This is a genomic window from Hymenobacter glacieicola, from assembly GCF_014640315.1.
GTDB classification, from domain to species: Bacteria; Bacteroidota; Bacteroidia; order Cytophagales; family Hymenobacteraceae; genus Hymenobacter; species Hymenobacter glacieicola.
The window spans coordinates 568,391-593,711 of the sequence record NZ_BMGS01000001.1; the positions used below are offsets into that span (position 1 = coordinate 568,391).

General features: G+C 59.7%; 19 protein-coding genes and 1 tRNA gene. 14 read left to right on the forward strand and 6 right to left on the reverse strand.

What is annotated here, in order from left to right:
* Window positions 1-13: 13 nt before the first annotated feature.
* Together IEW18_RS02425 and IEW18_RS02430 are read left to right on the forward strand one after the other, a co-directional pair.
* Window positions 14-1,534, forward strand: a complete 1,521-nt coding sequence (locus IEW18_RS02425) for a beta-helix domain-containing protein (protein WP_188556208.1) — start codon at window positions 14-16, stop codon at window positions 1,532-1,534.
* A gap of 435 nt (window positions 1,535-1,969) precedes the next feature.
* On the forward strand, window positions 1,970-3,001 hold the full coding sequence (locus IEW18_RS02430) for a DUF1259 domain-containing protein (protein WP_188556209.1): 1,032 nt from the start codon (window positions 1,970-1,972) through the stop codon (window positions 2,999-3,001).
* A 132-nt stretch (window positions 3,002-3,133) separates the two neighbouring features.
* Here the strand turns inward: IEW18_RS02430 and IEW18_RS02435 are convergent.
* From IEW18_RS02435 to IEW18_RS02445, 3 genes are all read right to left on the reverse strand, one after another.
* Window positions 3,134-3,207: transfer RNA gene (locus tag IEW18_RS02435), tRNA-Arg, on the reverse strand.
* A gap of 130 nt (window positions 3,208-3,337) precedes the next feature.
* Window positions 3,338-4,063 carry a TVP38/TMEM64 family protein gene (locus IEW18_RS02440; RefSeq protein ID WP_188556210.1) on the reverse strand — a complete coding sequence of 242 codons (726 nt, stop codon included), beginning with the start codon at window positions 4,061-4,063 and terminating at the stop codon, window positions 3,338-3,340.
* A gap of 73 nt (window positions 4,064-4,136) precedes the next feature.
* A complete protein-coding gene (locus IEW18_RS02445) occupies window positions 4,137-5,072 on the reverse strand; it encodes a DUF2167 domain-containing protein (protein WP_229728566.1) in 936 nt (311 codons plus the stop codon).
* A 212-nt stretch (window positions 5,073-5,284) separates the two neighbouring features.
* On the opposite strand from IEW18_RS02445, the gene IEW18_RS02450 reads away from it, so the two are divergent.
* The 6 genes from IEW18_RS02450 to IEW18_RS02475 all read left to right on the forward strand — a co-directional run bounded on the left by IEW18_RS02450 (window position 5,285) and on the right by IEW18_RS02475 (window position 15,577).
* A complete protein-coding gene (locus IEW18_RS02450; RefSeq protein WP_188556211.1) occupies window positions 5,285-6,424 on the forward strand; it encodes a cystathionine gamma-synthase in 1,140 nt (379 codons plus the stop codon).
* Window positions 6,424-6,951: a hypothetical protein gene (locus IEW18_RS02455; RefSeq protein ID WP_188556212.1), complete on the forward strand. Its 528-nt coding sequence runs from the start codon at window positions 6,424-6,426 to the stop codon at window positions 6,949-6,951. Before IEW18_RS02450 ends, IEW18_RS02455 begins: the two co-directional genes overlap by 1 nt.
* 178 nt (window positions 6,952-7,129) lie before the next feature.
* Window positions 7,130-7,834 carry an SGNH/GDSL hydrolase family protein gene (locus tag IEW18_RS02460; RefSeq protein ID WP_188556213.1) on the forward strand — a complete coding sequence of 235 codons (705 nt, stop codon included), beginning with the start codon at window positions 7,130-7,132 and terminating at the stop codon, window positions 7,832-7,834.
* Window positions 7,835-7,963: 129 nt separating this feature from the next.
* Window positions 7,964-8,950: an MBL fold metallo-hydrolase gene (locus IEW18_RS02465; protein ID WP_188556214.1), complete on the forward strand. Its 987-nt coding sequence runs from the start codon at window positions 7,964-7,966 to the stop codon at window positions 8,948-8,950.
* Between the two features lie 681 nt (window positions 8,951-9,631).
* Window positions 9,632-12,379 (forward strand): TonB-dependent receptor, encoded by a 2,748-nt coding sequence (locus IEW18_RS02470; protein ID WP_188556215.1) that lies wholly within the window; start codon window positions 9,632-9,634, stop codon window positions 12,377-12,379.
* A 357-nt stretch (window positions 12,380-12,736) separates the two neighbouring features.
* Entirely contained in the window at window positions 12,737-15,577 is a 2,841-nt protein-coding gene (locus IEW18_RS02475; protein WP_188556216.1) for a TonB-dependent receptor, read from the forward strand.
* Between the two features lie 78 nt (window positions 15,578-15,655).
* Here IEW18_RS02475 and IEW18_RS02480 read toward each other — a convergent pair whose 3' ends face one another.
* Complete coding sequence (locus IEW18_RS02480; RefSeq protein ID WP_188556217.1) at window positions 15,656-16,345, reverse strand: T9SS type A sorting domain-containing protein; 690 nt, start codon at window positions 16,343-16,345, stop codon at window positions 15,656-15,658.
* A gap of 878 nt (window positions 16,346-17,223) precedes the next feature.
* Window positions 17,224-18,231 (reverse strand): OmpA family protein, encoded by a 1,008-nt coding sequence (locus tag IEW18_RS02485; RefSeq protein ID WP_229728567.1) that lies wholly within the window; start codon window positions 18,229-18,231, stop codon window positions 17,224-17,226.
* 176 nt (window positions 18,232-18,407) lie between these two features.
* Here IEW18_RS02485 and IEW18_RS02490 point away from each other — a divergent pair, with 176 nt between their 5' ends.
* From IEW18_RS02490 to IEW18_RS02510, 5 genes are all read left to right on the forward strand, one after another.
* Complete coding sequence (locus IEW18_RS02490; RefSeq protein WP_188556218.1) at window positions 18,408-19,460, forward strand: class I fructose-bisphosphate aldolase; 1,053 nt, start codon at window positions 18,408-18,410, stop codon at window positions 19,458-19,460.
* A 218-nt stretch (window positions 19,461-19,678) separates the two neighbouring features.
* Window positions 19,679-20,566, forward strand: a complete 888-nt coding sequence (gene accD, locus IEW18_RS02495) for an acetyl-CoA carboxylase, carboxyltransferase subunit beta (RefSeq protein WP_188556219.1) — start codon at window positions 19,679-19,681, stop codon at window positions 20,564-20,566.
* Window positions 20,567-20,791: 225 nt separating this feature from the next.
* Window positions 20,792-21,535, forward strand: coding sequence for a YiaD family glycine zipper/OmpA-like lipoprotein (locus IEW18_RS02500; protein ID WP_505670401.1), 744 nt, complete (start codon window positions 20,792-20,794; stop codon window positions 21,533-21,535).
* 378 nt (window positions 21,536-21,913) lie between these two features.
* Window positions 21,914-22,621 carry a YiaD family glycine zipper/OmpA-like lipoprotein gene (locus tag IEW18_RS02505; protein WP_188556221.1) on the forward strand — a complete coding sequence of 236 codons (708 nt, stop codon included), beginning with the start codon at window positions 21,914-21,916 and terminating at the stop codon, window positions 22,619-22,621.
* Between the two features lie 158 nt (window positions 22,622-22,779).
* On the forward strand, window positions 22,780-23,541 hold the full coding sequence (locus IEW18_RS02510) for an endonuclease III domain-containing protein (protein WP_188556222.1): 762 nt from the start codon (window positions 22,780-22,782) through the stop codon (window positions 23,539-23,541).
* A 10-nt stretch (window positions 23,542-23,551) separates the two neighbouring features.
* On the opposite strand, the gene IEW18_RS02515 is transcribed toward IEW18_RS02510, so the two are convergent.
* Complete coding sequence (locus tag IEW18_RS02515; protein ID WP_188556223.1) at window positions 23,552-23,995, reverse strand: hypothetical protein; 444 nt, start codon at window positions 23,993-23,995, stop codon at window positions 23,552-23,554.
* 173 nt (window positions 23,996-24,168) lie between these two features.
* Between IEW18_RS02515 and IEW18_RS02520 the strand changes: the two genes are divergently transcribed.
* Complete coding sequence (locus IEW18_RS02520; protein WP_188556224.1) at window positions 24,169-25,152, forward strand: radical SAM protein; 984 nt, start codon at window positions 24,169-24,171, stop codon at window positions 25,150-25,152.
* Window positions 25,153-25,321: the final 169 nt, after the last annotated feature.

Genomic DNA, 25,321 nt, shown 5'->3' on the forward strand with positions numbered 1-25,321 from the left:
TTTCACCCTACGCATGAAAAAGAACACGGTATCTCTGGCTTTGGCTGCCACGTTACTAGTAGGCCTGGCGGCCTGCAGCAAGGAGGACACAACGCCGGCTCCCAACGTAACCGGCAGCGGCACCACGCCCACCCCGCCCACTACTACCCCCACCGGGCAGGTAGTAACCGTCGGCGGCACGGGCATCACGTCCATCACCACGAACACTACGTGGTCGGCCAGCAACAAGTACCTACTGAAGGGTTTCGTGTACGTGCGCTCCGGCGCTACCCTGACCATTGAGGCAGGCACTATTATTAAGGGGGATAAAGACACCAAGGGCGCCCTAATCGTGGAGCCCGGCGCCAAGCTGATAGCTGTGGGCACGGCCGAGAAACCCATTATTTTCACCTCGAACCAGCCCAAAGGCGCCCGCAACTACGGCGACTGGGGTGGCGTTATCATTGCTGGCAACGCGCCGGTAAACACCCTGACGGGCACCTCGCAGCCCGTGGTTGAAGGGGGCATTGACACCAAATACGGCGGAACCAACGAGGCCGACAACTCCGGTACGCTGCAGTACGTGCGGATTGAATTCGGAGGCGTGGCCTTCTCGCCCGACAACGAAGTAAATGGCCTGACCCTGGCCGGGGTAGGCAGCGGTACGACCATCGACCACATCCAGGTTTCCTACAGCGGCGACGACGCTTACGAGTGGTTTGGGGGCGCCGTAAACGCGAAGTACCTGGTGTCGCACCGTACCTTCGACGACGACTTCGACACGGACAACGGCTTCGCCGGCAAGGTACAGTTTGCCGTTTCCCTGCGCGACCCTTTGCAAGCTGACCAATCGGGCTCCAAGGCTTTTGAGTCGGACAACGACAGCCGCTCGAACCCAACGAAGCCCCAAACTTCCGCCGTGTTTAGCAACGTGACGGCCGTAGGGCCCATCATTAACACCACCGGCGGCAGCTACAGCCCCCAGTACACGGCAGGCGCCCACATCCGGCGTAACTCGAGCATCAGCATCCTGAACTCGGTGATAATGGGCTACCCCACCAACGTGCTGATTGACAACGCTATGACGGCTGCCAACGCCGCGGCCGGCGACCTGCGCTTCAAGAACAACATTGTGGCCGGCAGCCTCACGGGCTCCAACTCCATTGGCGGGCAGCGCAGCCTCATTTACATTGGTGGTACCGGCGGCGGCGGCAGCCTGACCACCAACAACGTTATGGCTTCTGATTCCTCCGCCTGGGGCAGTGCCGTAGGGCCGCTGACCTGGCTGAAAACCAACGGGAACCGCCGCTACGCTACCGCTGATAACGTGCAGCTGCTGAACCCCTTCAACCTGACGGCCCCGAGCTTCCTGCCGCGCAGTGCCTCGCCCATTGTGGCAACAACGGGCGTAGCAGCCAACTTCACGGACAGCAAAGTATCGGACAGCTTCTTTACCAAAGTAAGCTACGTGGGTGCCTTCGCTGGCACGGGCGCTTCCAGCGACAACTGGCTGACGGGCTGGACGAACTTCGACCCCCAGAATACCGATTACTAACGCCGCTACTTGGCACGTACCACAACAAGGAAAGCCGGAACTGACCCCAGTTCCGGCTTTCCTTGTTGTGGTACGTACGCCTCCTCCAGCGCGTAAGAAACGGTAGCCGGAGGGGCTTGCGTGGACATCGTAGAGGACTAATCGGCCGCGCAGCGGGGCCGAAAGCGGGTAATTGTCTGCCGGCGTACAGACCCGACTTAACCTGGCTGGGTAGCGGGGTCGGGTTGTGCTGTTTCCGGCCGGGTAGCTTTCTATCGGGCAACCGCACCACCTCAGATACTGGTAGTTGCTCGTGTCAAGGGTCGTGCTTTGCTGCTTCAAAGTGAACATGATTCTCGGGATTGGAGTAAGTGCCCGAGCAGGGCCAGTCATTATCTGGTGGCCTTCCTTGTGCTAACTCGTTGTTTTCCCACGCACCACTAGGTTCTCCGTCCGATGAAATCCACTCACTTTTCCCGCCGTAACTGGCTCAAGACCACCGCGCTGGCTACGGCCCCGGTGCTGCTCGGTACGCTACCGGTCCGGCCCACGCTGGCCGCCCCGGTTCTCGGCAAAACGCCGGCCCTCACGGCGGCCGACATTGCCGCCATTGAGGCCGCGCTGGGCAAGAAAGGCACCTACGTGGAAGCGCAGGCTACCCACACCACACCGCTGCCCCGCAACGACTTGAAAGTTACCATTAAGGGAGAAGCAGTACCAATTTCGTTTGGCTTCGGTGGCTGGGTAGCAATTAAGCACACCCTGGATGGTAAATCGGCCATGCTCATGAGCGATACGGTGTTGCTACAGGAGGAAGTGAATCCGCTGATGTCGGCAGCCCTGGCGCAGGGGTTGGAAATAGGGGCCGTGCACAACCACTTTTTCTACGAGGAGCCCCGCATCTTCTACATGCACATTCATGGCATGGGTAGCCCGGGTGAGCTAGCCAAAAAGTTTGCTGCGGCCCTGAAAAACTCCAAGCTGCTGCCGGCCAACCAGCCCAAACTGGCGGCCACCGGAGCGCAACCCGGCAACAACGCCACGCCCAGTGCTGGGCCACCCACGGGCAAGGACCTGTTTGATATTCCGGCCCTCGACCAGCTGGTTGGCTACCAGGGCGTAGTAAACGGTCCTACCTACAAGTACACGGTGGGGCGGGCAGATGTACAGTCCGTAATGATGGGCACCGAGATGACGGCCGCCATCGGCCTGAACTCCTGGGCCGCGTTTGCGGGTAGGCAGGAAAACGCTCACATTGCCGGCGACATTGCCATGCTGGAGCACGAGGTGAATCCTGTTATCAAGGCCCTGCGGGCAAATAACTTGGAGGTGGTGGCCGTCCACAATCATATGCTCTTCGATCAGCCACGCATGATGTTTCTGCACTACTATGGCCGTGGCCCTGCTGCGCAGCTAGCGGCCGGTTTTCGGGCGGCGCTTAACCAACTTGGCAAGGGCAACACCAAAGGAATGCACATGGAGCACTAACAACGTAGCCTCTAATCCTTGAAGCCAAGTTGCGTTAACTACACATCCAAAAAGGTGTTACCGCACCTAGTTTAGCCACAAACGAAAACACCCTGTAAACGCTTGGTTTACAGGGTGTTTTGCTGTTGGTTGTGGTCACGTAAGGAGTCGAACCTTAAACCTTCTGATTCGTAGTCAGATGCTCTATCCAATTGAGCTACGCAACCATTCTTACCATTTAGCGGAGCGTTCCTCCGTTTTGGTTGTGCAAAGATAGCGGGGAAAAAGCGGGCGGTGCAAGCGGGGAAGTAAAATTTGTCCTGAAAAACGCGGCGGTCGGCTGCAAGGCGCTGAATTTCAGTTGAAATTTTTTTCCTCGTGTTTCACTCCGCGCTCCAGGCTGCGTTTCAGGGCGCGGGTAAACAGGAAGTACAGCCCAAACAACGACACCGCGACCAATACTACTACGAGCACCTTGCCGGCCGTGCCGGTGTCGGGGTCCTGAATAAGCAGGAGCACATCCTGGGCTTTGGTCCCGAGCCAGTAGAAAAACAAGGTGCGCGGCAGCATTCCTACCACCGAAGCCGTCAGAAACTGGCGCAGCGGCACCCCCATCACGGCCAGAATAAAGGTGATGAGGGCAAAGGGTAGGACCGGGGAAAGGCGGGTGAGCAGCACCAGCCGCCAGCTGTCGGCCCGCAGCTCGTGCATGATGGCGTGGGCTTTGGGAAATTTCTCCAGCAGTCCGATGAGCTTACCCTTATCGAGGGAGGTAGCCAGCATGTGCCCGAACATGGCCGCCAGCACGTAGGTCAGCAACATGCCCACAAAGCCCGCCCAGCCAAAGTAAAAGGCCGTGACCAGCACAACCACCGTGGTATGCGTGAGGGCGAACGTCATAGTAAAAGCTACCACCACAAAGTACAGCAGCATTTGCAGCGTAGAGGGGTTGCGTAACCACTCGGCATTTTCGTGCAGGCCCCAGGCCAGGACACTGTCGCCGACCAGCGGCAGCACCGCCAGCAGGAAAAGGGAAACCAGGGTGGACGTATTCTGATGAAAAAGCTCTTTCAGGAAAGCCATAGGCAGCAAAAACAAACGGGCCGGCGCACACGTGGCCGGCCCGAAGGTAAGAACGTAAGAATGGCCCGGAAGGCTACGCTTCTGGTTCGGAGTCGGGGTTAGGGCCCCCGGCCAGGGCCGGCTCCTCCGTGCCTTTAGCCCCGAAGAAGCGGCGGATGGCCGTCCAGGCGCCGGCCAGCAGGGCCAGGCCTATTTTCCAGAACTTAAGAAGCAGGGCGAAAAAGCCCACTTTGGCCAGCACCTTGCCCGCTACCAGGCCGCCAATACCGTAGGCCGCTACCTCGTCCAGCTCGGGGTTGAAGTCGGCGTACTGCAGGCCTTTGCTAAAGGAAATGCTGGTAATGACGGCCGGAATGGTTTTGCGCACGTCGGCTAGCTGGCTGACCGAGCCCACGGCGTTCAGGTTCAGGACACCCTTGCGGCCTAGCAGGCGCACGTTGTAGTTCAGGGTGTTTTCCGTGGCTTCCCCAAACTTGAGTTCCTTGGCCCAGTGCAGCACGTTCAGGCTTTTATCGTAGTAGGGCTTGGCGGCCCAGCCTACCAGCGTAACCGGCTCGTAGCCAGCATCGGCGCGCTCCTGGTTGGCTTCTTCGGTGTCAGCCTGCATGTCCTTGAGCAGGTCGTCGTAGTCAATGTCCTGGGCGTCATCGTCTTTGACGTAGCCCATCTTCTCGTATTCGACCACAAACGCCCAGCTGCCGGCATCCAGCGGGCCTTTGCTGTCAGGGAAGATCATGCCCAAGGACTCGCCGTTCGGGTTGCCCCAGAATTTGGTGAGCACCTGGCTGCTTTGCGCGGCGTCGAGGTAGCGGAAGCCGGCCGGCAGCGTGATTTCGCCCACGCTTTCGGGTAGCGTGATGCGCCCCGTCTGGTAATGGAGCGTAGCCTGCATAGAGTCGACCTTGGCCTGGAAGCGGGCGGCGGAGTCGGTGGGGGCAGGAGTGGGGGTAGCGGCAAAACTAGCGGCCGGTACTGCGGCCAGGGCCAGAAGAAGTAGAAGTTTTTTCAAGCTGATAAATAGAAAAAGGTGAACTATATTTTGCCAACAAGATAGGAATATACCTAGCCAAGCGGTACGCTTCTGGCTACCTAAATGAAAATAAATCGACCAAAAGCCAGCTACTTGTTAGCGTTGGCTGTTGTAGGAGCCACGCGGGAAAGAGGCCCGTTTTTCTACCTTTGCCGCTCCCATCACCTACCCTCCCCAGAGGCTACCTACTTATGAAATTCGGAACCAAAGCCATTCACGCGGGCGTGTACCCCGACCCCACCACTGGGGCCATCATGACCCCGATTTACCAGACCTCGACCTACGTGCAACGCTCCCCCGGCGACCACAAAGGCTTCGAGTACTCGCGCACCCACAACCCCACCCGCTCCCAGCTCCAGGATGCCCTGGCTGCCCTCGATAATGGTAAGCACGGCCTGGCTTTCGCTACCGGCATGGCCGCCATCGACTGCATTGTGAAGCTGCTGCAACCCGGCGACGAGGTCATCAGCACCAATGATTTGTACGGTGGTTCCTACCGCCTCTTCACCAAGGTGTACCAGAACTACGGCATCAAATTCCACTTTGTGCCCATGCACGATATGACGGCCGTGGAAGCCGCCGTGACGGAGCGCACCAAGCTGATTTGGGTGGAAACGCCGACCAACCCGCTGCTAAACATTATTGACATTGCCGCCGCTTCGGCCGTTGCCAAAAAGGCCGGCGCCCTGCTCGTGGTAGATAACACCTTCTCGACGCCATACCTGCAAACTCCGCTGGAGCTGGGCGCCGACATGGTGATGTACTCGCTGACCAAATACATGGCCGGCCACTCCGACACCGTGATGGGCGCCGTGATTGTAAACGACGACGAGCTGCATGAGCGCCTGAGCTTTTACCAGAATGCCTGCGGCGGCACGCCCGGCCCCCAGGACTGCTTCCTGGTGCTGCGCGGCCTGAAAACCCTGCACGTACGCATGCAGCGCCACTGCGAAAACGGCCGCAAAGTAGCCGAGTTCCTGAAGGCCCATCCTAAGGTAGAGAAGGTGTACTGGCCCGGGTTTGAAGACCATCCGAACCACGCCATTGCCGCCCAGCAGATGCGCGACTTCGGAGGCATGATTTCCTTTGTGCTCCAGGGCGACCGGAAAGAGGACGCCGTTGCCTGCCTGGAGAAGTTTCAGCTGTTCTCGCTGGCCGAAAGCCTGGGCGGCGTGGAAAGCCTTTCGGGCCACCCCGCTACCATGACCCACGCCAGCATTCCGGCCGAGGAGCGCCGCAAGGCCGGCCTCTCCGACTCCCTGATTCGCCTGAGCGTAGGCATTGAGGATGCGGAAGACTTGATTGACGACTTGCGGCAGGCCATCGAGTAGTGCAGGCAGGCACGATACTTCTTGGGGTAGGCCTGCTGCTGGGCTCAGTTGGTGCGGCCGTGGCTCAGCAGCAGGATCCGAAGCCGGCCGGCGCGCCGTTTAGCCGGGCCAATATCATTTTGGCCTACACTTCTGCTCCGCCCGACTCCGTGCTCACGCGGCTACGGCAGCATGTAGCCTCCCGCGGGTTTATCATCGACAGTCTGGACGCAGCCCGTGGCTTGCTGACAACCAAGGTGGTAGTGCCCGCCCAGCGCCCGGAGGAACAACTGAAGCTGCGGGCTGTGCGCGTGGCGGGCGGCTGGAAACTGACGGGTCTGTTTACCTTGGAAGGGCCCGGACGCGGCAATGCTACTGCGTTTCCGGCGCAGTTCCTGGGCCTGGAAAACGCCCCTGCTAAAACTGCCTTTCGGCAGGTGGAAGCCCTGGCCCGGGCCGTGCCCCAAGCAACGCTTCGCTATGACCGCGGCAAAGTCAGTTTCAGCGCCTTTACGCAGCTGGAAGAAGCCTTGAAAGCTGTGTGGTAGCAGAAAATCACCTTGTTCTGAACGCCCGGTCTTATGGCCGGGCGTTCGTGTTTGCGGTGGGGTAGGCGCGGCCCCCGGTTAGCCGGCGAACCGGGGGTAAGCAAACGCCGGTGGCAATCTGCCGCGGCGGAAATGGCGTACATCTTGGCTCCGGTTTTCCTATGAGCCGGACTTCCTGATGCGGATTCTACCTTTTCTCTTCCTGCTGCTGGGGTTCAGCTGCACCCAGCCCACCTCCGACCCAGCACCACGTCCTGCCGGGCCCACCGCGCCGGCCCCCACCAGCGCCCCGGTTAGCTATTTGGCCCTCGGCGACTCGTATACCATTGGCGAGGGTGTAGCCGAAGCCGACCGCTGGAGCGTACAGTTGTCCCGGCAGGGCCAGACGGCCGGGATTCAGTCCCCCGACATCATTGCCCAAACCGGCTGGACTACTTCCCAATTACTCCAGGCTATTCGGGCTCGCAACAATATGCGGACTTACGAGCTGGTTTCGTTGCTTATTGGTGTGAACAACCAGTACCAAGGACTGCCACTGGCTACCTACCGCACCGAGTTTCGGGAGTTGCTGCAAACGGCCATTCGCTTTGCCGGCGGCCGCCCGGGCCGGGTGGTGGTGCTGTCCATCCCGGACTGGGGTCAGTCGCCCTACGCCCGGCGCATGGACCCAGCCCGGATTGCTTCGGAAATCGACCAGTACAACGCCGTGGCCCGGCAGGAGTGCACCCAGGCCGGCGTGGCCTTCGTGGATATTACCGACCTGACCCGCGCCGCGGCCGGCGACCCAACCCAGTTTGCCAATGACGGGCTGCACTACTCCGGCAAGCAGATGCAGCAGTGGGCCCTGCGAGCGTGGCCGGTGGTGCGGCAGCTGTTGCCGTAAGGATTGCCTATGCGGTGGGTAAGAGGGAAGGGAGGGCCTGGTAGCGGCTCGTTTTTGCGGCTGCCATAAGGTAAAAGCCGTGCTATACCGTCAACGGGGGCAGGCTTGCCTCTTGAGCCCCTGATTTCTATGAAAACACCTTCGCGCTTTACCGGCAAAAAGTACCTGAACACCGTGCCCACCAGCATGTCGATGAACTATGGGCGCTTGGTGCGCCGCTGGCTGCTGGGGAAGGAGGAACGGGAGCCTCGCCGGTCACTGGGCCCTTTCCGCGCCGATGCGGGAGCATTGCAGGAACCCGTGCCCCCTGCCGCCCTGCGCGTAACCTGGCTTGGACATTCGAGTACCCTACTTGAACTAGATGGCAAGCGGTTCCTGACCGATCCGGTGTGGCGGCGGCGGGCCTCGCCGGTGGCCCTGGGGCCGAAGCGCTTTTTCGCCCCGCCGCTGCCGCTGGCCGAGTTGCCCGAACTGGATGGCGTTATTCTCTCCCACGACCACTACGACCACCTCGACAAAGATGCTATTCGGGCGCTGGCGCCTACGGGCGTAAACTTCTACTGTCCGCTGGGGGTAGGGGCCCACCTGCGCCGCTGGGGCGTACCCGCCGCCCAGATAACGGAGCTGGACTGGTGGCAGGAAGTTAAGGTAGGAGAGACGCACACGCTGGCGGCCACGCCGGCCCGGCATTTCACCGGCCGCCGCCTCACTCGCGACAATACGCTTTGGGCCTCCTGGTGCCTGCTCGGCCCTACGCACCGCGCTTTTTTCGGCGGCGACTCTGGCCCCTACGAGTCCGGGTTCCGGGAAATTGGCGCCGCCTACGGCCCCTTCGACCTGGTGATGCTCGAAATTGGTGCCGCCGATGAGCAGTGGGCCGACATCCATATGGGTCCCGATGAGGCGCTGGTGGCTTACCGGGCCCTGGGCGGCGGGGCGTTGCTCCCCCTGCACTGGGCCACGTTCAACCTGGCTTTCCACAGCTGGCACCAACCCGCCGACCGCCTGGTTGCCGCCGCCAGCCCCGCCGTGAAGCTGCTGTTACCTGCCCCCGGCCAGCGCGTAGATGTAGCCGCCGGGCCGTTGCCGGGGCAGTGGTGGCAGGCTTACCTCTAGGCTAAAGAATACACCAGGGTCAATAGAGGTGCCACGCCTAATGCATGAACACGTTGTTAACGACCAAGGCTCAGCAAGCAGCACGCAGCGTCTTGCTTGGCTGCTGTTGTCATCAACAAGTGCTCTGCATGACGGCTTTTTAAGTTTATGGCCATACTCCAGTCAAGTAGCAACCAAAACGAGAGGGTAGGACAAACAAAACCGGCGGCTGGTTGTAGTATCCGCACTTGCCGCCCAAATAAGTGAATCGGTCGGCCTCTTTTACCTTTGCCGCGTGAAAAATTATTCCTCAGCCGCTTCTGCTTGGCAGGCTAGCCGGTTGAAACCAACTGGCGTTTTTCTGCACACATCTTGTTCGCCTGCTGCTGGGGTAGCAAGTGCGGGGGCAGGCTGCTGTTGCTGTTGTTGGTAAAGTGAGCGGCTGCGGCTGCGCAGCCCTGGGCTATTTGCTGCCCGATTTTTCGTTTCCTCCGGCTGCTTTCCTTTTGAGCTGAACGCTACCGGCCATTGGCCCTTGGGTTGCGTATGCGGCAGAAAGGCCGTCAGTTCCGCTGGCGGCTGCCCTACCTAAGTCCCGGGCACGTGTTGATGGAGGTAAACCAGATCCTTTTGTGAGTTGAACCGGCCGCGGCCCCCGGGTGGGCGCTGATGGCTGGCCGTATTTCCCTTTTTCCGTTTCTTATGAACTCTCTTTTCCCAAGCCGAATCGGGTTGGCCGCGGCATTGTCGCTGACCAGCTTTGTTGCTGTTGCCCAAAACGTGTCTGTTTCGGGGCGCGTGACCAATGCCGCCGGGCAGGGCCAGCCGGGCGTAACCGTGCTGGAGCGCGGCACCACCAACGGCACCAGCACCGATGCTGACGGCCGCTACCGCCTGGAGGTAGCGCCTACGGCTACCCTGGTTTTCTCCGCCATCGGTGCCACTACCCAGCAGCTGCCCCTGAACGGACGTACCAGCCTGGACGTGCGCCTCACCGACAATGAAACGGCCCTGAATGAGGTAGTGGTAACCGGCTCCCGCGCTACCGAAGGCCGCTCCAACATCCTGACCACCTCGCCCGTCGATGTTATTTCGGCCCGCGAAATCAAGGCCTACGCCCAGACCGATGTCACCCAGATTCTGACCTACATTGCCCCGTCTTTCCAAAGCAGCCGCCAGACGGTAACTGATGGCACTGACTTTGTGGACCCGGCCACCCTGCGCGGCCTCGGGCCCGACCAGGTATTGGTGCTGGTGAATGGCAAGCGCCGCCACACTTCCGCCCTGGTAAACATCAACGGCACGCCCGGCCGCGGTTCGGTAGGAACCGACATGAACGTTATTCCGCCCGCGGCCATCAAGCGCATTGAGGTACTGCGCGAGGGCGCGGCGGCTCAGTACGGCTCCGATGCCATTGCCGGCGTCATCAATATTCAGCTCAAGGACGACACCACCGGCGTATTTGCCAGTAGCACCGTGGGCCAGACCGTAGAAGGCGACGGGGAGCTGGTGCAGGCCGATGCCAACGCCGGTTTCGGGCTGGGTCGGCGCGGTTTCGTGAACGTGAGCGGGCAGTTCAGCAACCGCTCCTTCGTGGACCGCAGCCGCCCCGACACGGCTCCGCTGATTTACCTCGGCAGCAACGGTAACTACCCTGCCAGCGCCAACACCGACCAGCGAAAGCGCGAGTTGAAGGCCCAGGACGACGCCCTGGTAGCCGAGCGCGGCTTCAACCGCCGCAACATCCGGGTGGGCAGCTCCGACGTGCGCACCTACGGGGGCTTCCTGAATTCAGCTTACACCCTGGCCCCCAGCCTGGGGTTGGAAGCCTACGTAACGGGCGGCCTCACCCGCCGCACCGGTCGGGCTGGCGCCCTCTACCGCCTGCCCAACCAGGCTACCCAAAGCGACCTGACGATTTACCCCAACGGCTACCTGCCCTTTATCAACAGCACCGTCGATGACGCCTCGCTGATTACCGGCGTGCGCGGCAACGTCCTGGGCTTCGCGGCCGATCTGAGCAACACCTACGGCCGCAACAGCCTGCGCTACGACGTCACGAATACGCTGAACGCTTCGCTGCCCCAAGGCACCAGTCCCACGGAGTTTTACGCGGGCACGCTCATCTTTCAGCAGAACACCGTGAACCTGGGCTTCTCGCGCAAGTTCACCAGTGTACCTGCCCTGAGTACCCTGAACGTAGCCTTCGGGGGCGAGTTCCGCACCGATATGTTTGAGATTGAAGCCGGGGAAGAAGGCTCCTACCTGGCCGGTACTCGCACCGTGAACGGGGCCCGCGCAGCCTTTGGGGCCCAGGGCTTCCCCGGCTACAAGCCCCAGGATGCCACCGACCGTACCCGCACCAACGTGGCCGGCTACGTGGATCTGGAAAGTGACATCACGGAAAAGTTGCTGGTGAGCGTGGCGGGTAGGGCCGAGCGCTACTCCGATTTTGGCAACAACGTGAGCGGCAAGCTAGCGGCCCGCTACAGCATTCTGCCCGACCTGGCCGTGCGTGGTAACCTGGGCAACGGCTTCCGGGCTCCCTCTTTGCAGCAGCGCTACTTCACGAACTCCAGCACGCAGTTTACCAGCGGCGAACTGCGCGAGGTACTGACCACCAACAACGACGACCCCCTGACCCGGGCCTTCGGCATTGGCTCTTTAAAGCAGGAAAAGTCGAAGAACTACAGCCTGGGCCTGACGGCGCGCGTGCTCAGAACGATTACGCTGACCGTGGATGCCTACCAGATTGACATCGACGACCGGATTGTGCTGTCCTCGCAGTTTAACCGCGGCAACGCGGCCGTGAACACCATTCTCGGGACGCTACCGGTGCAGGGCATCCAGTTCTTTGCCAACGCCGTGAACACGCGCACCCGCGGCGTGGATATTGTAGCCAATGAGCGGTTGCAGCTCGGGGCCGAAAGCCGCCTGACCCTGACGGCCGCCGCCAACTTCAACGAAACCACGGTGCGCAGCTTTAACAGCTCGCCCTTCATCGACGCTAACCCCAGCCTGCAAAACACGCTCTTTGATCGGGCCCAGCGTGCACGCCTCGAAAACGGTCAGCCCCGCAGCAAAATCAACCTGAGCGCCGACTACGGCTACCGGATGTTCAGCGTGAACCTGCGCACCGTGCGCTTCGGGGAAATCCAGACCAAGGATGCCAACCCCGAGCGTTCCTTTATCGACCAGACCTTCTCGGCCAAGTGGGTGACCGACCTGGTGCTCAGCGCTCAGGTACTTAAGAACGTGGGCGTAAGCATCGGGGCCAATAACCTCTTCAACGTCTACCCCGACCGCCTCTACCAGGACCCCAACAACAACGAGCAGAGCCTGACCTACTCTACGCTGGATGCTACCAACCGGGGCCGCTTTCCCTACAGCTCCAACCAGTTCGGCTACAGCGGCGCCTTCTATTTCGGCCGCGTAAACCTGTCCTTCTAAGCGTTGACCGCCTTACTAAAAAAGCCGCCCAGATGAGTTCTGGGCGGCTTTTCTGTTCTTTATCGAAACGGGCTTATCTACTCGTCGATAAAGCCTGGGGAGTAGCGGTAAGGCTTGATGCGCAGAAAACTCAGATTGACAACTGCGCGGGTTCACGCAGGAAGTGAAGCCTGCTTACAGCTACAGTAAGGGCTGATTACGGAGGATAACGCGCTTACAGTGCCTGCCTTCGTTTGGCAGGTCGAACGGTTGTATTGCTGAGTATTACCATTCTGTGATTATATTGACTCAATTGTAGTCTGCTGCGCCGGGAGATTCTGCAAGTCATATGCTGTTTGAAACCTTATTTCAGTTTGTATGAAGAGACTTCTCCTCCTGCCCGCCGTTGCTATTGCCCTGGTAAGCCAGGCGCAAGCCCAGAACATCACCGTCACGGGGCGCGTGACCAATGCCGCCGGCCAAACCCAACCGGGCGTCACGGTGCTGGAACGCGGCACCACCAACGGCACCAGCACCGATGGCAACGGTCGTTTCGAGCTTTCTGTGTCGCCTACGGCTACGCTGGTTGTGTCGGCAGTGGGTTCGGCTACCCAGCAGATTCCGCTTAACGGCCGCACTACCCTCGAGGTGCGCCTGCAAGATGCCGCCACTGACTTGAATGAGGTGGTAGTCACCGGTTCGCGGGCCACGGAAGGCCGCTCCAATGTGCTGACTACCTCGCCCGTCGACGTTATTTCGGCCCGCGAAATCAAGGTCTTTGCCCAAACCGACGTTTCGCAGATTCTGACTTATATCGCGCCCTCATTCCAGTCGTCACGGCAAGCTATTTCCGATGGTACCGACCACGTCGATCCGGCCTCCCTGCGCGGCCTCGGGCCCGACCAGGTGCTGGTGCTGGTGAATGGCAAGCGTCGCCACTCCTCGGCCCTGGTAAACATCAACGGTACGGTGGGCCGCGGTTCGGTAGGAACTGACCTGAACACGATTCCGAATGCGTCCATCAAGCGTATTGAGGTGCTACGCGACGGGGCTGCCGCCCAATACGGTTCCGATGCCATTGCCGGCGTCATCAACATTCAGCTCAAGGACGACACCACCGGCGTGCAGGCCAGCAGCACCGTGGGCCAAACCTACGAGAGCGACGGCCGCCTGTACCAAGCCGATGCCAACGTGGGCGTGGGTCTCAACGGGCGGGGCTACCTGGATTTGAGCGGGCAGTTCAGCAACCGCGGCTACACCAACCGCAGCGGCGTAGATACGGCCCCGCTGATTTACCTGGGCGGGAACAGCGGTACGTATCCTGCCAGCGCCAACACCGAGCAACTGCGCCGCAACCTGAAGGCCCAGGACGACGCCCTGGTGGCCCAGCGCGGCTACGACCGGCGCAACCTGCGCCTGGGTCAGTCGGAGGCCCGCACCTACGGGGGCTTCCTGAACTTTGGCTATACACTGGTGCCCGCGGTTGGGCTGGAGGCCTACGTAACGGCCGGAGCCTCCCGGCGCACGGGCAAGGCCGCCGGCTTCTACCGCCTGCCCAACCAAATTACCCAAACTGATGCCACCCTGTACTCCAACGGTTTCCTGCCCTTTATCAATACCACCATCATCGACCAGTCGATTATTACGGGGCTGCGGGCGCGGGCGCTGGGCTTCGATATTGACCTGAGCAACACCTTCGGCCGCAACGAAATTGCCTTTGACATTAGCAACACGCTCAACGCTTCGCTACCCGTTGGCATCAGCCCCACGAATTTCTACGCCGGCACCATTGCCTTCCGCCAGAACACGAGCAACCTAAACTTCACGCGCCGCTTTACCAACGTGGCCGTGCTGAGCACCCTGAACGTAGCCTTCGGGGCCGAATACCGCGACGACAACTACCAGATTGAGGCCGGTGAGCGAGGCTCCTACGAAAACTACGGCCGCGTAATTGCGCCGGGTCCGCCACCGACCTTTGCGGCGGCCGGAGCCCAGGTGTTTCCCGGCTACCAGCCCTCCGATGCCCTAAACCGCTCGCGCACCAACACGGCCGGCTACGTGGATCTGGAAAGTGACATCACGGAAAAGTTGCTGGTGAGCGTGGCAGGTAGGGCCGAGCGCTACTCCGATTTCGGCAACAACGTAAGCGGTAAGCTGGCCGCCCGCTACAGCATCCTGCCCGATGTAGCCGTGCGCGGGGCAATCAGCAACGGTTTCCGGGCTCCCTCTTTGCAGCAGCGCTACTTCACCAATACCAGCACCCAATTCGTGCAGGGCGCCCCCAACCAGGTACTGACCGTGAACAACGATAACCCCATTGTGCGCAACGGCTTTACGGCGGGCGGCGCGGGGCAGCAGGGCTTTGGTATTGGCTCTTTGAAGCAGGAAAAGTCGAAGAACTATAGCCTGGGCCTGACGGCGCGCATTCTGAAAACCGGTACCATCACGCTGGATGCCTACCAGATTGATATTCAGGACCGGATTGTACTCAGCAGCCAGTTTAGCCGTGCCAACCCCACGGTAGCCGCCATTCTGGGGAACTTGCCGGTAAGCCAGGTGCAGTTTTTTGCTAACGCCGTGAACACCCGTACTCGCGGCATTGATGTGGTAGCCAACCAGCGCCTGGACCTGGGCCCGGGCCGCCTGATCCTGACAGTGGCCGCCAACTTCAACGAAACCGAAGTACGTAAAGTCAACAGCTCGTCCACTATCGACGCCGACCAAACTGGTCTACAGAATACACTCTTTGACCGCCAGCAGCGCGGCCGCCTGGAAAACGCCCAGCCCCGCAGCAAAATCAACCTCACAGCCGGCTACGCCCTGGGGATTTTCGGCGTGGAAGCGCGCACGGTGCGCTTCGGGGCCGTGCAGTACAAAGATGCCCGCCTGGATAATCCCGGTGCCAACAACGGCTTCCTGTTCTCCAGCATCGACCAAACCTTCTCGGCCAAATGGGTAACCGACCTGACGCTGAGCGCCCAAGTAACCAAGCAGATTGGCCTGACGGTAGGGGCCAGCAACCTCTTCGATGTGTACCCGGACAAGTACCGCGTGAATGAGCTGAATAACGAGCAAAACGTAGCCGTGGGCGCCCTGGCCTACAACTCCTCCCGCGACAACACCAACCGGGGTCGCACCATTTACAACCCCAACCAATTCGGCTACAACGGCGGCTTCTACTTCGCCCGCGTCATCGTGAACCTGCCAACCTCTAGGTAGACGGTAAACTTCCTCTTAACGCCCACGGCCGGCTTCCATAATGGGAGGCCGGCCGTGGGCGTTAAGAGGAAGTTTATGCTACTCGCGCAGCAGCCGTATTTGCTGCCCGTTGGCAGTACGGGCAACGTACAAACCCGAAGGTAAGGTGGCAGCGGGTTGCCAGAGTACGCTACCGTCGGGGCTGCTGGTAAGCTGAGCTACCGCGCGACCCAGACCATCGAACACAGTAATAGGTTGCAGGGTAGGCTGGGCAAGCTGGAGCCGAACCTGCTCGCGGAAGGGAGTAGGATAGGCCGCTACTGCAACGGGTAGGCGAGAAGAAGTAGACGCCAGAATCTGGCTGGTTACCAAAAAAGTGAGCGTCCGAACTTCAGTACCATTAAACGGGCAACCGTTATCAGTTACGGTCACGGGAATGCGGTAGCGGCCTACGGGCAAGCCAGCCGGAACTTGCCAGGTCAGGCGCAGTTGGGTAGGTGACAGGGTCTGGAGGGTTACGCCGGGTACGGTGGTAGTAGCGCCGCTGCTGAAACCCAGGGTTTGGCCAGCATCCGCATCCGTGGCGTCGAGGGTAACGGCTACGGTTTGGCCCGGATTAACTCGTATGGCTTTATCGAACGGTTGAGCCGTGTTTCCTACTCGAAGAGCGGTGAAGGTAGGGTTAGAGTTGCCGCCGGCGCTAGCTGCGTACGTAATGTCGCGCGTGACGCTGCCGATCAGAGTCCAGACAGAATTGATACGTCGGTACTCTTGTACTCTCGCCGCCAAGGCAAAAAAGCCAGCTACAGGTGCGGCAGGGCCTGCGGTAGCTTCGCCGGTAGCAGGGTCAAGAGCAAACGGAGTGGGGGTGTACCCAACGACCGGTTGAGCACACGGAATAATAGAAGCCGCAAAGTCACTTCCCCCATCCATAGGAGTCACCAGTTGGTAAGCTAAAGAGTCACCATCAGGCTCGAAGGAGCTAAAGCTATACCGCTGTAATTGATTGCCTTGCGGGGTAGGAAACTCGGCATTAATAAACTTCGGGGATGCGTTAGCCAGACCAGTTGAGTTATCGAGCAACGCCTCAATGTATTCACCCTGGTTGATGGAACCGGGTATGTTGACTATACCTCCTGTTCTGTTTACATCAGATACATTCAAAATCCATCGTGCGGGCGGCAGCTGCACTTCGGTTTCAAAAATCACTACCCGAATGTCACTCGCGCCTCCGCAATTAAAGGGAGAAAGAACAAACCTTCGGGAAGCAGTTAACGGGACCTTGAAGCTACCTGGCAAGGCCCCGGAGCAGCCACCTCGCCCACACACGAGCGTAATGTTATTAGTTGATGCCACTACAGGGCCAATAAACTCATAGAGTTTCACTGTGATGTGGTATCGGTTTGCCAAGCCACTTACCGGCTCATAAGAAATTTCACCTCCCCGCGCATGCGTGGCAAACACCTGCGAGGTACTAAATAACAGTACACTGTACGTGAGTAGTACACGCATTAAAGAGAAAGAAGGCATACGAAATATGTTTAGTGTAAGCAATAGTGAGTCCTAAACCAGGAGGTAAGTCATCATAAGAAGAGCTGTTGAACGGCAAGTCAGCCCAGTAGTGGATTAATGTAGTATTTATTACCTACTTATCGAGTATTCACCACCTATTTCCCGCCCGCCGTAGAGTTGCTGTCCAGAATCTTGAGCAGCTCGTTGAGCTTGGGCGTCAGGATGATTTCGGTGCGGCGGTTCAGGGCCTTGTTTTGAGGCGAGTCGTTCTGGGCAACGGGCACGTACTGGGAGCGGCCCGAAGCCGTGACGCGGGCCGGGGCCACGCCGCCCGAGGTAAGCAAACGGGCAATTTCAGTGGCGCGCAGTACGCTCAAATCCCAGTTGTCCTGCATGGCGGCGGTGGGGCGGCTGAAGGGCACGTTGTCGGTGTGGCCTTCCACTACCACGTTCACGTCGGGCTGGTTTTGGAGCACGGTGGCCAGCTGCTTCAGGGCCTCCTGGCCCTTGGGGTCTACTTTCGTGGAGCCAGACTTGAACAGGAGCTGCTCGGAAAGGGATACGTACACCTTGCCATCCTTCATTTTTACCTGCAAATCGGTGCCCTGAAAACCGCGCAGGGCGTTGGTCACGCTGGCTTTGAGGTCGTCCACGGCCTTGTCTTTCTCGGCCAGGGCTTTTTGCAGCTCCGCCAGCCGGGCCTCGCGCACTTTCAGGTCGGCGTTCAGCTTGTCGATGTCGGCGCGGCTTTTCTTTAGGTTGGTGTCCAGCTCGCCCAGCTCGGCTTCGCGGCGGGCCAAGTCCTTGGCTACCTTGTTGTAGTCGGCCGACTTGTCAGCCATGGCGCGGTCGGAGTTCTTGAGCAGCTTGTCGTAGGAGTCAGTCAGCTGGGTGTTCAGTTGCTGCATGCGGCGCAGGTTGCGGCCGGTTTCGGTGGAGTCGTCCACGAGGCGGCGGGTGTCGAGGCGCAGCTGGGCCAGCTCATCGGAAGCCTTTTTCAACTCCGTTACGGCTTGGCGCTGCTGGCGCTCCAGGTCGGTTTTGGCCTGCTCAGTGGCCGTCTGGCGGGCTTTTAGGTCGTCGTATTTCTTGGAGGCTACGCAGCCGGGCAGGGTAGCGGCGGCGAGCAGGGCGGCCACCGTGAGGGTAGAAAAGCTTTTCACGAGCGAAGTACAAAGGAGGGCGAAGGGTAGGAAGCGGGCTGGAAGCCGGGCATTCGGGTGGCAAGGTACGGGCCCGGGGCCGGAAGTGCTACCCAACCAGGGCCCGCCGACGTGGCTTCCTGGCTATATTTACCGTATGCCCCCTTCATTCCTTTCCTAACTAACCCGTTCTATGTATGGCCTCTATCCTCGATGACCTCGCCCCGGAAACCCGGGCTTTGCTGGAGCACCAGTGCCACACCATCCCGAAGGAGCAGCTGCACCGCCCCGGCCCCGATTTTCTGGACAACTACTTCGTGCCGTCGAGCCGCAGCCCCCAGGTGTTGCGCAGCCTGGGCCAGCTCTACAACCACGGCCGCCTGGCCGGCACCGGCTACCTCAGCATCTTGCCCGTCGACCAAGGAATTGAGCACACCGCTGGCGCCTCTTTCGGTCCGAACCCCATGTATTTTGACCCCGAAAATATCATTCGGCTGGCCCTGGAAGGCGACTGTAACGCCGTGGCTACCACCTTCGGCACCTTCGGGACCGTGGCGCGCCGCTACGCCCACAAGATTCCGTTTCTGGTCAAAATCAACCACAACGAACTGCTGACCTACCCCACTACCTACGACCAGATTCTGTTTGGCTCGGTGGAGGAAGCCTGGAACTTGGGCGCTACGGCCGTGGGCGCTACCGTGTACTTCGGCTCCGAAGAATCGAACCGGCAAATTCAGGAGGTAGCGGCGGCGTTTGAGCGGGCCCACGAGCTGGGCATGGCCACGGTGCTCTGGTGCTACACCCGCAACAACGCCTTCAAAACCAAGGACAAGGACTTCCACGTGGCCGCCGACCTCACGGGCCAGGCCAACCACCTGGGCGTTACCATCGGGGCCGACATCATCAAGCAGAAGCTGCCCGAAAACAACGGCGGTTTCAGCACCCTGGGCTTCGGAAAAACCCACCCGGCCATGTATAGCCAACTCGCCTCCGACCATCCCATCGACCTGACCCGCTACCAGGTGGCCAACTGCTACATGGGCCGCATCGGCCTCATCAACTCCGGGGGCGAAAGCCTGGGCAGCGGCGACCAGGACGCGGCCCTCAAAACGGACATCATCAACAAGCGCGCCGGCGGGCAGGGCCTGATTTCGGGCCGTAAAGCCTTCCAGCGCCCCTTTGCCGAAGGCGTAGCCCTGCTCCACGCCATTCAGGACGTGTACCTCGACGACCGCATCACGCTGGCGTAAGCAGCGCAATGGTGAGTTGGTGAATGCTCAGGATGACGGGTCAGTGCTTGTTACTTCACGCATTCACCATTTCACTCGCCACTTCACAATTTCGCCACTTCACTAAATCACAATTTCATCATCTGGCTTAACTTGCACCGTGGAAGCAACCCCAGTCCGGTAGCCGCCGCCCTCCCCGGCCTTCCCCTCCCTCACCGATTCTAAGCATCCCATACCCTATGTCTTCCTGGTTTAAGCGCAAAGAAAAAGGCATCGTCACGCCCACGGAACAGAAGAAGGAGACGCCCGACGGCCTGTGGTACAAGTGCCCCGAGTGCAAAACCGTGGCTACCATGGCCGAGCACAAGCGCCTGCTTTCTACCTGCGGCAGCTGCCACCACCACGACCGGATTGACGCGGCCGACTACTTTGATTTTCTCTTCGATAACCACGAGTACCAGGAGTTGGACGCCGACCTACGCTCGGCTGACCCGCTGAACTTTGTGGACACCAAGGCCTACCCCCAGCGCGTAGCCGCTACGGAGAAAAACACGGGCCTTAAGGATGCCGTCCGCGCGGCCCACGGCCAGCTGAACGGCCTGGGTTTGGTAGTGGCCGCCATGGATTTCAAATTTATCGGGGGCTCCATGGGCTCGGTGGTGGGTGAGAAGATTGCCCGCGCCATTGACTACGCCCGCCAGAACCGGCTGCCTTTTCTGATGATTTCGCGCTCCGGGGGCGCCCGCATGATGGAAGCCGGCTACTCCCTGATGCAGATGGCCAAAACCTCGGCCAAGCTGGCCCTACTCTCTGAAGCCGGTATTCCCTACATTTCCTTGCTGACTGACCCTACCACGGGCGGCGTCACGGCCTCGTTCGCCATGCTCGGCGACTTTAACATTGCCGAGCCCGGCGCCCTGATCGGCTTTGCCGGTCCCCGCGTTATCAAGGAAACCATTGGTAAGGACCTGCCCAAAGGGTTCCAGAGCGCCGAGTTTGTACTCGAGCACGGTTTCCTCGACTTTATTGTCGACCGCAAGGAGCTCAAGCAAAAGCTTACCGATTTGCTGACTATGCTGAAAGCGGCGGAAGTGCCTGCTGCTGAGAAGGCTGTGCTGGTGCGGTAAGCCACAATCGGCCGCCAGATTAATTTTCGGCAAGCTTTTTGGAAAAAGCCCGTTGAACGCACAAGCGGTGCATTCAGCGGGCTTTTTGCTGCTGTTGGCTTGATGTGGCCTGGCTTCGGGTAGTATAGAAGCTGCGCTATGTTGGCCGAACATTTTTTGCTTAACCGTAGTAAGAAGGCCCAAACAACACCCCCGCCTCTTTCCCTTCACCCTAGTTCCAAGAATATGACTTCTCGCACTTCACTTTTGACCCTATTGATGGCTCTGGTGCTTTTCGTAAGCTCCTGCGCCAGCACCAACACCCGCAACCCCAACATTCCGGAAGCTGACACGAACGGCACGGGCCCGCGCAAAACCGGCACTAGCCGTACCGTGAAAGGGGGCGCTATCGGCGCTGGTGCTGGTGCCGTAGCCGGGGCCGTATTGGGCCGCGTAATTGGCGGTAAGTCGGGCACGGCGGCCGGCGCCATTATCGGGGCTGCCGTGGGCGGTACCGGTGGCGCTCTGATTGGCCGCAAAATGGATAAGCAGGCCGAAGAACTGCAGCGCGACATGCAGAACGCCAAAGTGGAGCGCGTAGGCGAAGGCATCAAAATCACCTTCGACTCGGGCATCCTGTTTGATACCAACAAGAGCGACCTGCGCCCGGCTTCCATGACGGAAATTCAGAAGATGGCCGAAGTCCTGAAGAAATACCCCGACACCAACGTACTGGTAGAAGGCCACACCGACGCCACCGGCTCGGATGCCATCAACCAGCCCCTGTCGGAGCGCCGGGCCCAGGCCGTAGCTACCTACACCCAGCAGCAAGGCGTTGATGCCGCTCGCATCACGAGCAAGGGCTACGGTTCCAGCCAGCCCATTGCTGACAACACCACGGCCGAGGGCAAGCAGGCCAACCGCCGCGTTGAAATTGCCATCTACGCCAACGAAAAGATGAAGAAGGCCGCCGAAAACGGTACGCTCTAATCTTCCTTCGTTTTGCAAAGCAAAAAGCCGCTCCCTTGGGGGCGGCTTTTTTTGTGCTTCATTTCCAGGTTTAGGCCCTCTATGTAGGTAAATGGAGAATAGGTAGTAAAAGGATTTTTACGGGTCACGGCTTGGAAAGCGGCCCGCAAAATGCCGTGACTCAGAAGGAGTTTGGCGGCAAGTACGGCGGCGGTAAATCGGGTAGTAGGGTAAGCTGAACACGTTTTTACATAATTTTATTTGGGCCCAAGCGTTTTTGGCAAGGTGGTTGCAAACTAGGTATTCACAGAGGAGGTAGTCGAAAGAAATTTGTACCGAATACCTTTGCCGCTAGATTGACCTCTTACTTCACACCAACACACTTTTACTTCTGAACTCATGAAGAATCTTCGTTCCTTGTTTGCCTTGCTGCTGGCCGTTTTGCTGCTGGGCAGCAGCTACGCTGAAGCACAAACCACGACGACTGCGAAAAAGCCCTGGAGCAAAACCGCTAAAGGCGCCGTTATCGGTGGTTTGGGTGGGGCTGCTGGTGGTGCCGTGCTGGGCCGCGTAATCGGTGGGAAGTCGGGTACGGCCAAAGGGGCCATTATTGGCGCGGCCGTGGGTGGCGCCGGTGGCGCCCTGATTGGCCGCCGCATGGACAAGCAGGCCGCTGAGCTGCAAAAGGAAATGGCCGGCGCTAAAGTGGAGCGCGTAGGTGAGGGCATTAAAATCACCTTCGACTCGGGCCTGCTGTTCGCTAAAAACTCGTCCGCGCTGACCTCGGCCGCTCAGGAAAACATCAAAGACCTGGCAAAAACCCTCATCAAGTACGGCGACACTAACGTAATTGTAGAAGGCCACACCGACAACACCGGTTCGGATGCCATCAACGACCCGCTGTCCCAGCGCCGCGCTCAGGCTGTGGCCAACTATGCCCAGCAGCAAGGCGTTGACGCTTCGCGCTTCACCGTGTCGGGCTACGGCTCCAAGCAGCCCATTGCCGACAACTCGACGGAGTCTGGTCGTCAGGCCAACCGCCGCGTAGAAGTAGCCATCTTCGCTAACGAGAAGCTGAAGAAAGCTGCTGAAAAAGGCACCATCTAATAGCTACCACAGCTAAGTAAAAGCGGAGGCTCCTACTACGGGAGCCTCCGCTTTTTTGTGGGATACCCTACCCGGGGTAGCTGTACCAGCTGCCTGCGAGCTGGGCCATAACACGGCCGCGGGCGTAACCCCGCGTCGGGCTCGGCGGTACAACGGCTATGCCCATAACCTACGATTCTGCCGCGCCCGAAAAAACCAACGAGAACCATCGGATTCTGGACCAGTTCTACCCCCCGCTAACCCAGGGTACCACGCGCCGCTCCCCCATGCGGGAGCTGATATCCACGGTGTTGTCGCACCGCACTACCCACGCCGATGAGGAGCTGGCCTACGACCGGATGCTGGAGGCCTTTAGCGACTGGGAAGGGGTAGTGGCGGCACCGACGGCAGAACTGGCCCACGCCATCCGGACTACCCGCTGGCCCGATACGCAGGCCCCGCGCATCCAGGAAATTCTGCGCCGCATCAAGGCCGAGCGCGGCGAGTATAACCTGGATTTCCTGGAAGAGTGGCCGACGGAAAAAGGCATGCAGTGGCTAAACGACATGCCCGGCATTGGACTGAAAACGGCCTCCTTGGTGCTGCTCTTCAACTTCCGCAAACCGGTGCTCCCCGTGGATACGCACGTGCACCGGGTGGCCCAGCGGGTAGGCATGATCGGGCCGAAAGCCTCCGTAGAAAAAGCCCACCAAGTGTTGCTGGAGCAACTGCCCAAGGATTCGCTGCTGCTGCTCAACTTTCACAAGCACAATTACTGGCACGGCCAGAAAATCTGCTTCTTCACCAAGCCCGATTGCGCCCGTTGCCCCCTAAAAGGCTTCTGCAATTACTACCGGGAGCATTACGGTCCCGCAACGGCGGAGGCCCTGGCCGCTACCCCCACCCACTGGGACCCTGCCTGGGGTAGCTTGCCCCACTAAAACCGACCGGCTACTGCAACTGCGCAATCCGGCTCTGAAGAGTGTCAACCAGCGGATGCAGGTAAGCCGGGATATTTTGCTTTTGCGTGTCAATCAGCCAGAAGCGCCGGGTGCCGTGGTCGTTCAGCTCCACGTAGTAACCGCCCCAGTCGCCGGCGTCCGGCTGCCCAATAACGTGCGCAGACTCGGCCAGCAGCTTGGCTGGAATCAGGTCGGGTAGGTCGCTGACTTTAGCGTAGTCAGTGGCGGAGCGGGCTACAAACTGGCCTTGGTAAGGGCTGGTAAAGCTGGGGTACTTGTCCTGGGTGTCCTCGGCCAGCGTGCGGGCGCGGGGGGTAAGCTGATAGATTTCAATGCACCTTTCGCCTGCGCACTCGCCGTAAAACTGACCGAATACGAGTGTGTCCGGAGCCACCTCATCTTTCGTGCAGGCGGTAAGGGAGGTTGCGGCCAAAAGCCAGCTTAAGAAAAGGTATACTGCGGGTCGCATAGCAAACGTAATTAGTGCACAATATGAACAGAAGAACGAGCCCTGAACGCCCGGAATAGTTGCATGCCGTTACTTTTCCCCCGTAGCCTGGTTTAGGCAAGGCAGCTTGCGGCTTCGTACTGTACCTTTACCTGTCTATGCGCCTTGTTCGTCATCCGGTTCTCTGCAATTACTACGTTACCTACCGCTGTAATGCCCGGTGCTCTTTCTGCGACATCTGGGAAAAGCCCTCGCCTTACATTCAGTTGGCTGATGTGGAACGCAACCTGCGCGACCTGAAGCGCTTAGGCGTGTCGGTAGTGGACTTTACCGGGGGCGAACCGCTGCTGCACCGCCAGATCCACGAGTTTGTGGGCCTGGCCCACGATATGGGGTTCATCACGACTCTCACCACCAACTGCCTGCTGTACCCGAAGTACGCAGAAAAGCTCCGGGGCAAGGTCGACATGCTGCACTTTTCTCTCGACGCCTCCGAGAAAGAAGTGCACGACAAAGGCCGGGGCGTGGCGTGCTTTGATTTCGTGCTGGAAAGCATCCGGGTGGCCAAAGAACTGGGGGAGCGGCCCGACATTCTCTTCACGGTATTCCGGGAAAACCTGCCGGACCTGGAGAAGGTGTACGAGCAAATCACCCGGCCCAATAAGCTGGTCCTCATTCTGAACCCGGCTTTCGAGTACAACGCCGTTGATGCGGGCGAGCAGCTTACCACCGCAGAACTGGACTACCTTTCGGCCTTTGGCAAGCGCCCGGGCGTGTACCTGAACGAGGCCTTTATTCAGCTCCGGCGCGACGGGGGTAACCACGTCGCGGCGCCCGTCTGCCGGGCCGCTAGTACTACCCTGGTTATTTCGCCCAGCAACGAACTGGTGCTGCCCTGCTACCACCTAGGCGAGCAGAAATTCCCCATCGAGGGGCAGCTGTTTGACTTGTACAACTCCGCCCCGGTGCAGCAGCTGGCCGCTCTGGAAGGGCGTCTGCCGCAGTGTGAGGGCTGCACCATCAACTGCTACATGCAGCCCAGCTTCGCGGTAGAAACCAGCAAATACTTCTGGCAGGCCCTACCCAGCACGCTCAAGTATAACTGGGAGAAAGGCACCTGGAAACGTATGCTCGCCCGGTAAAGCGGTGAAATTTTGGATCTGCGAACTAAGAAATCGTCTGTCATCCTGAACTTGCGACGGGTCTAGTCGTGCATAAACAAACCACTGTTGCCAAGTTGGGCTGACGTGAGAAGGTTTTTCGCAAGCTCAGCATGACAAGCGGTTGTCATGCTCGCCATTCGCCCAACCC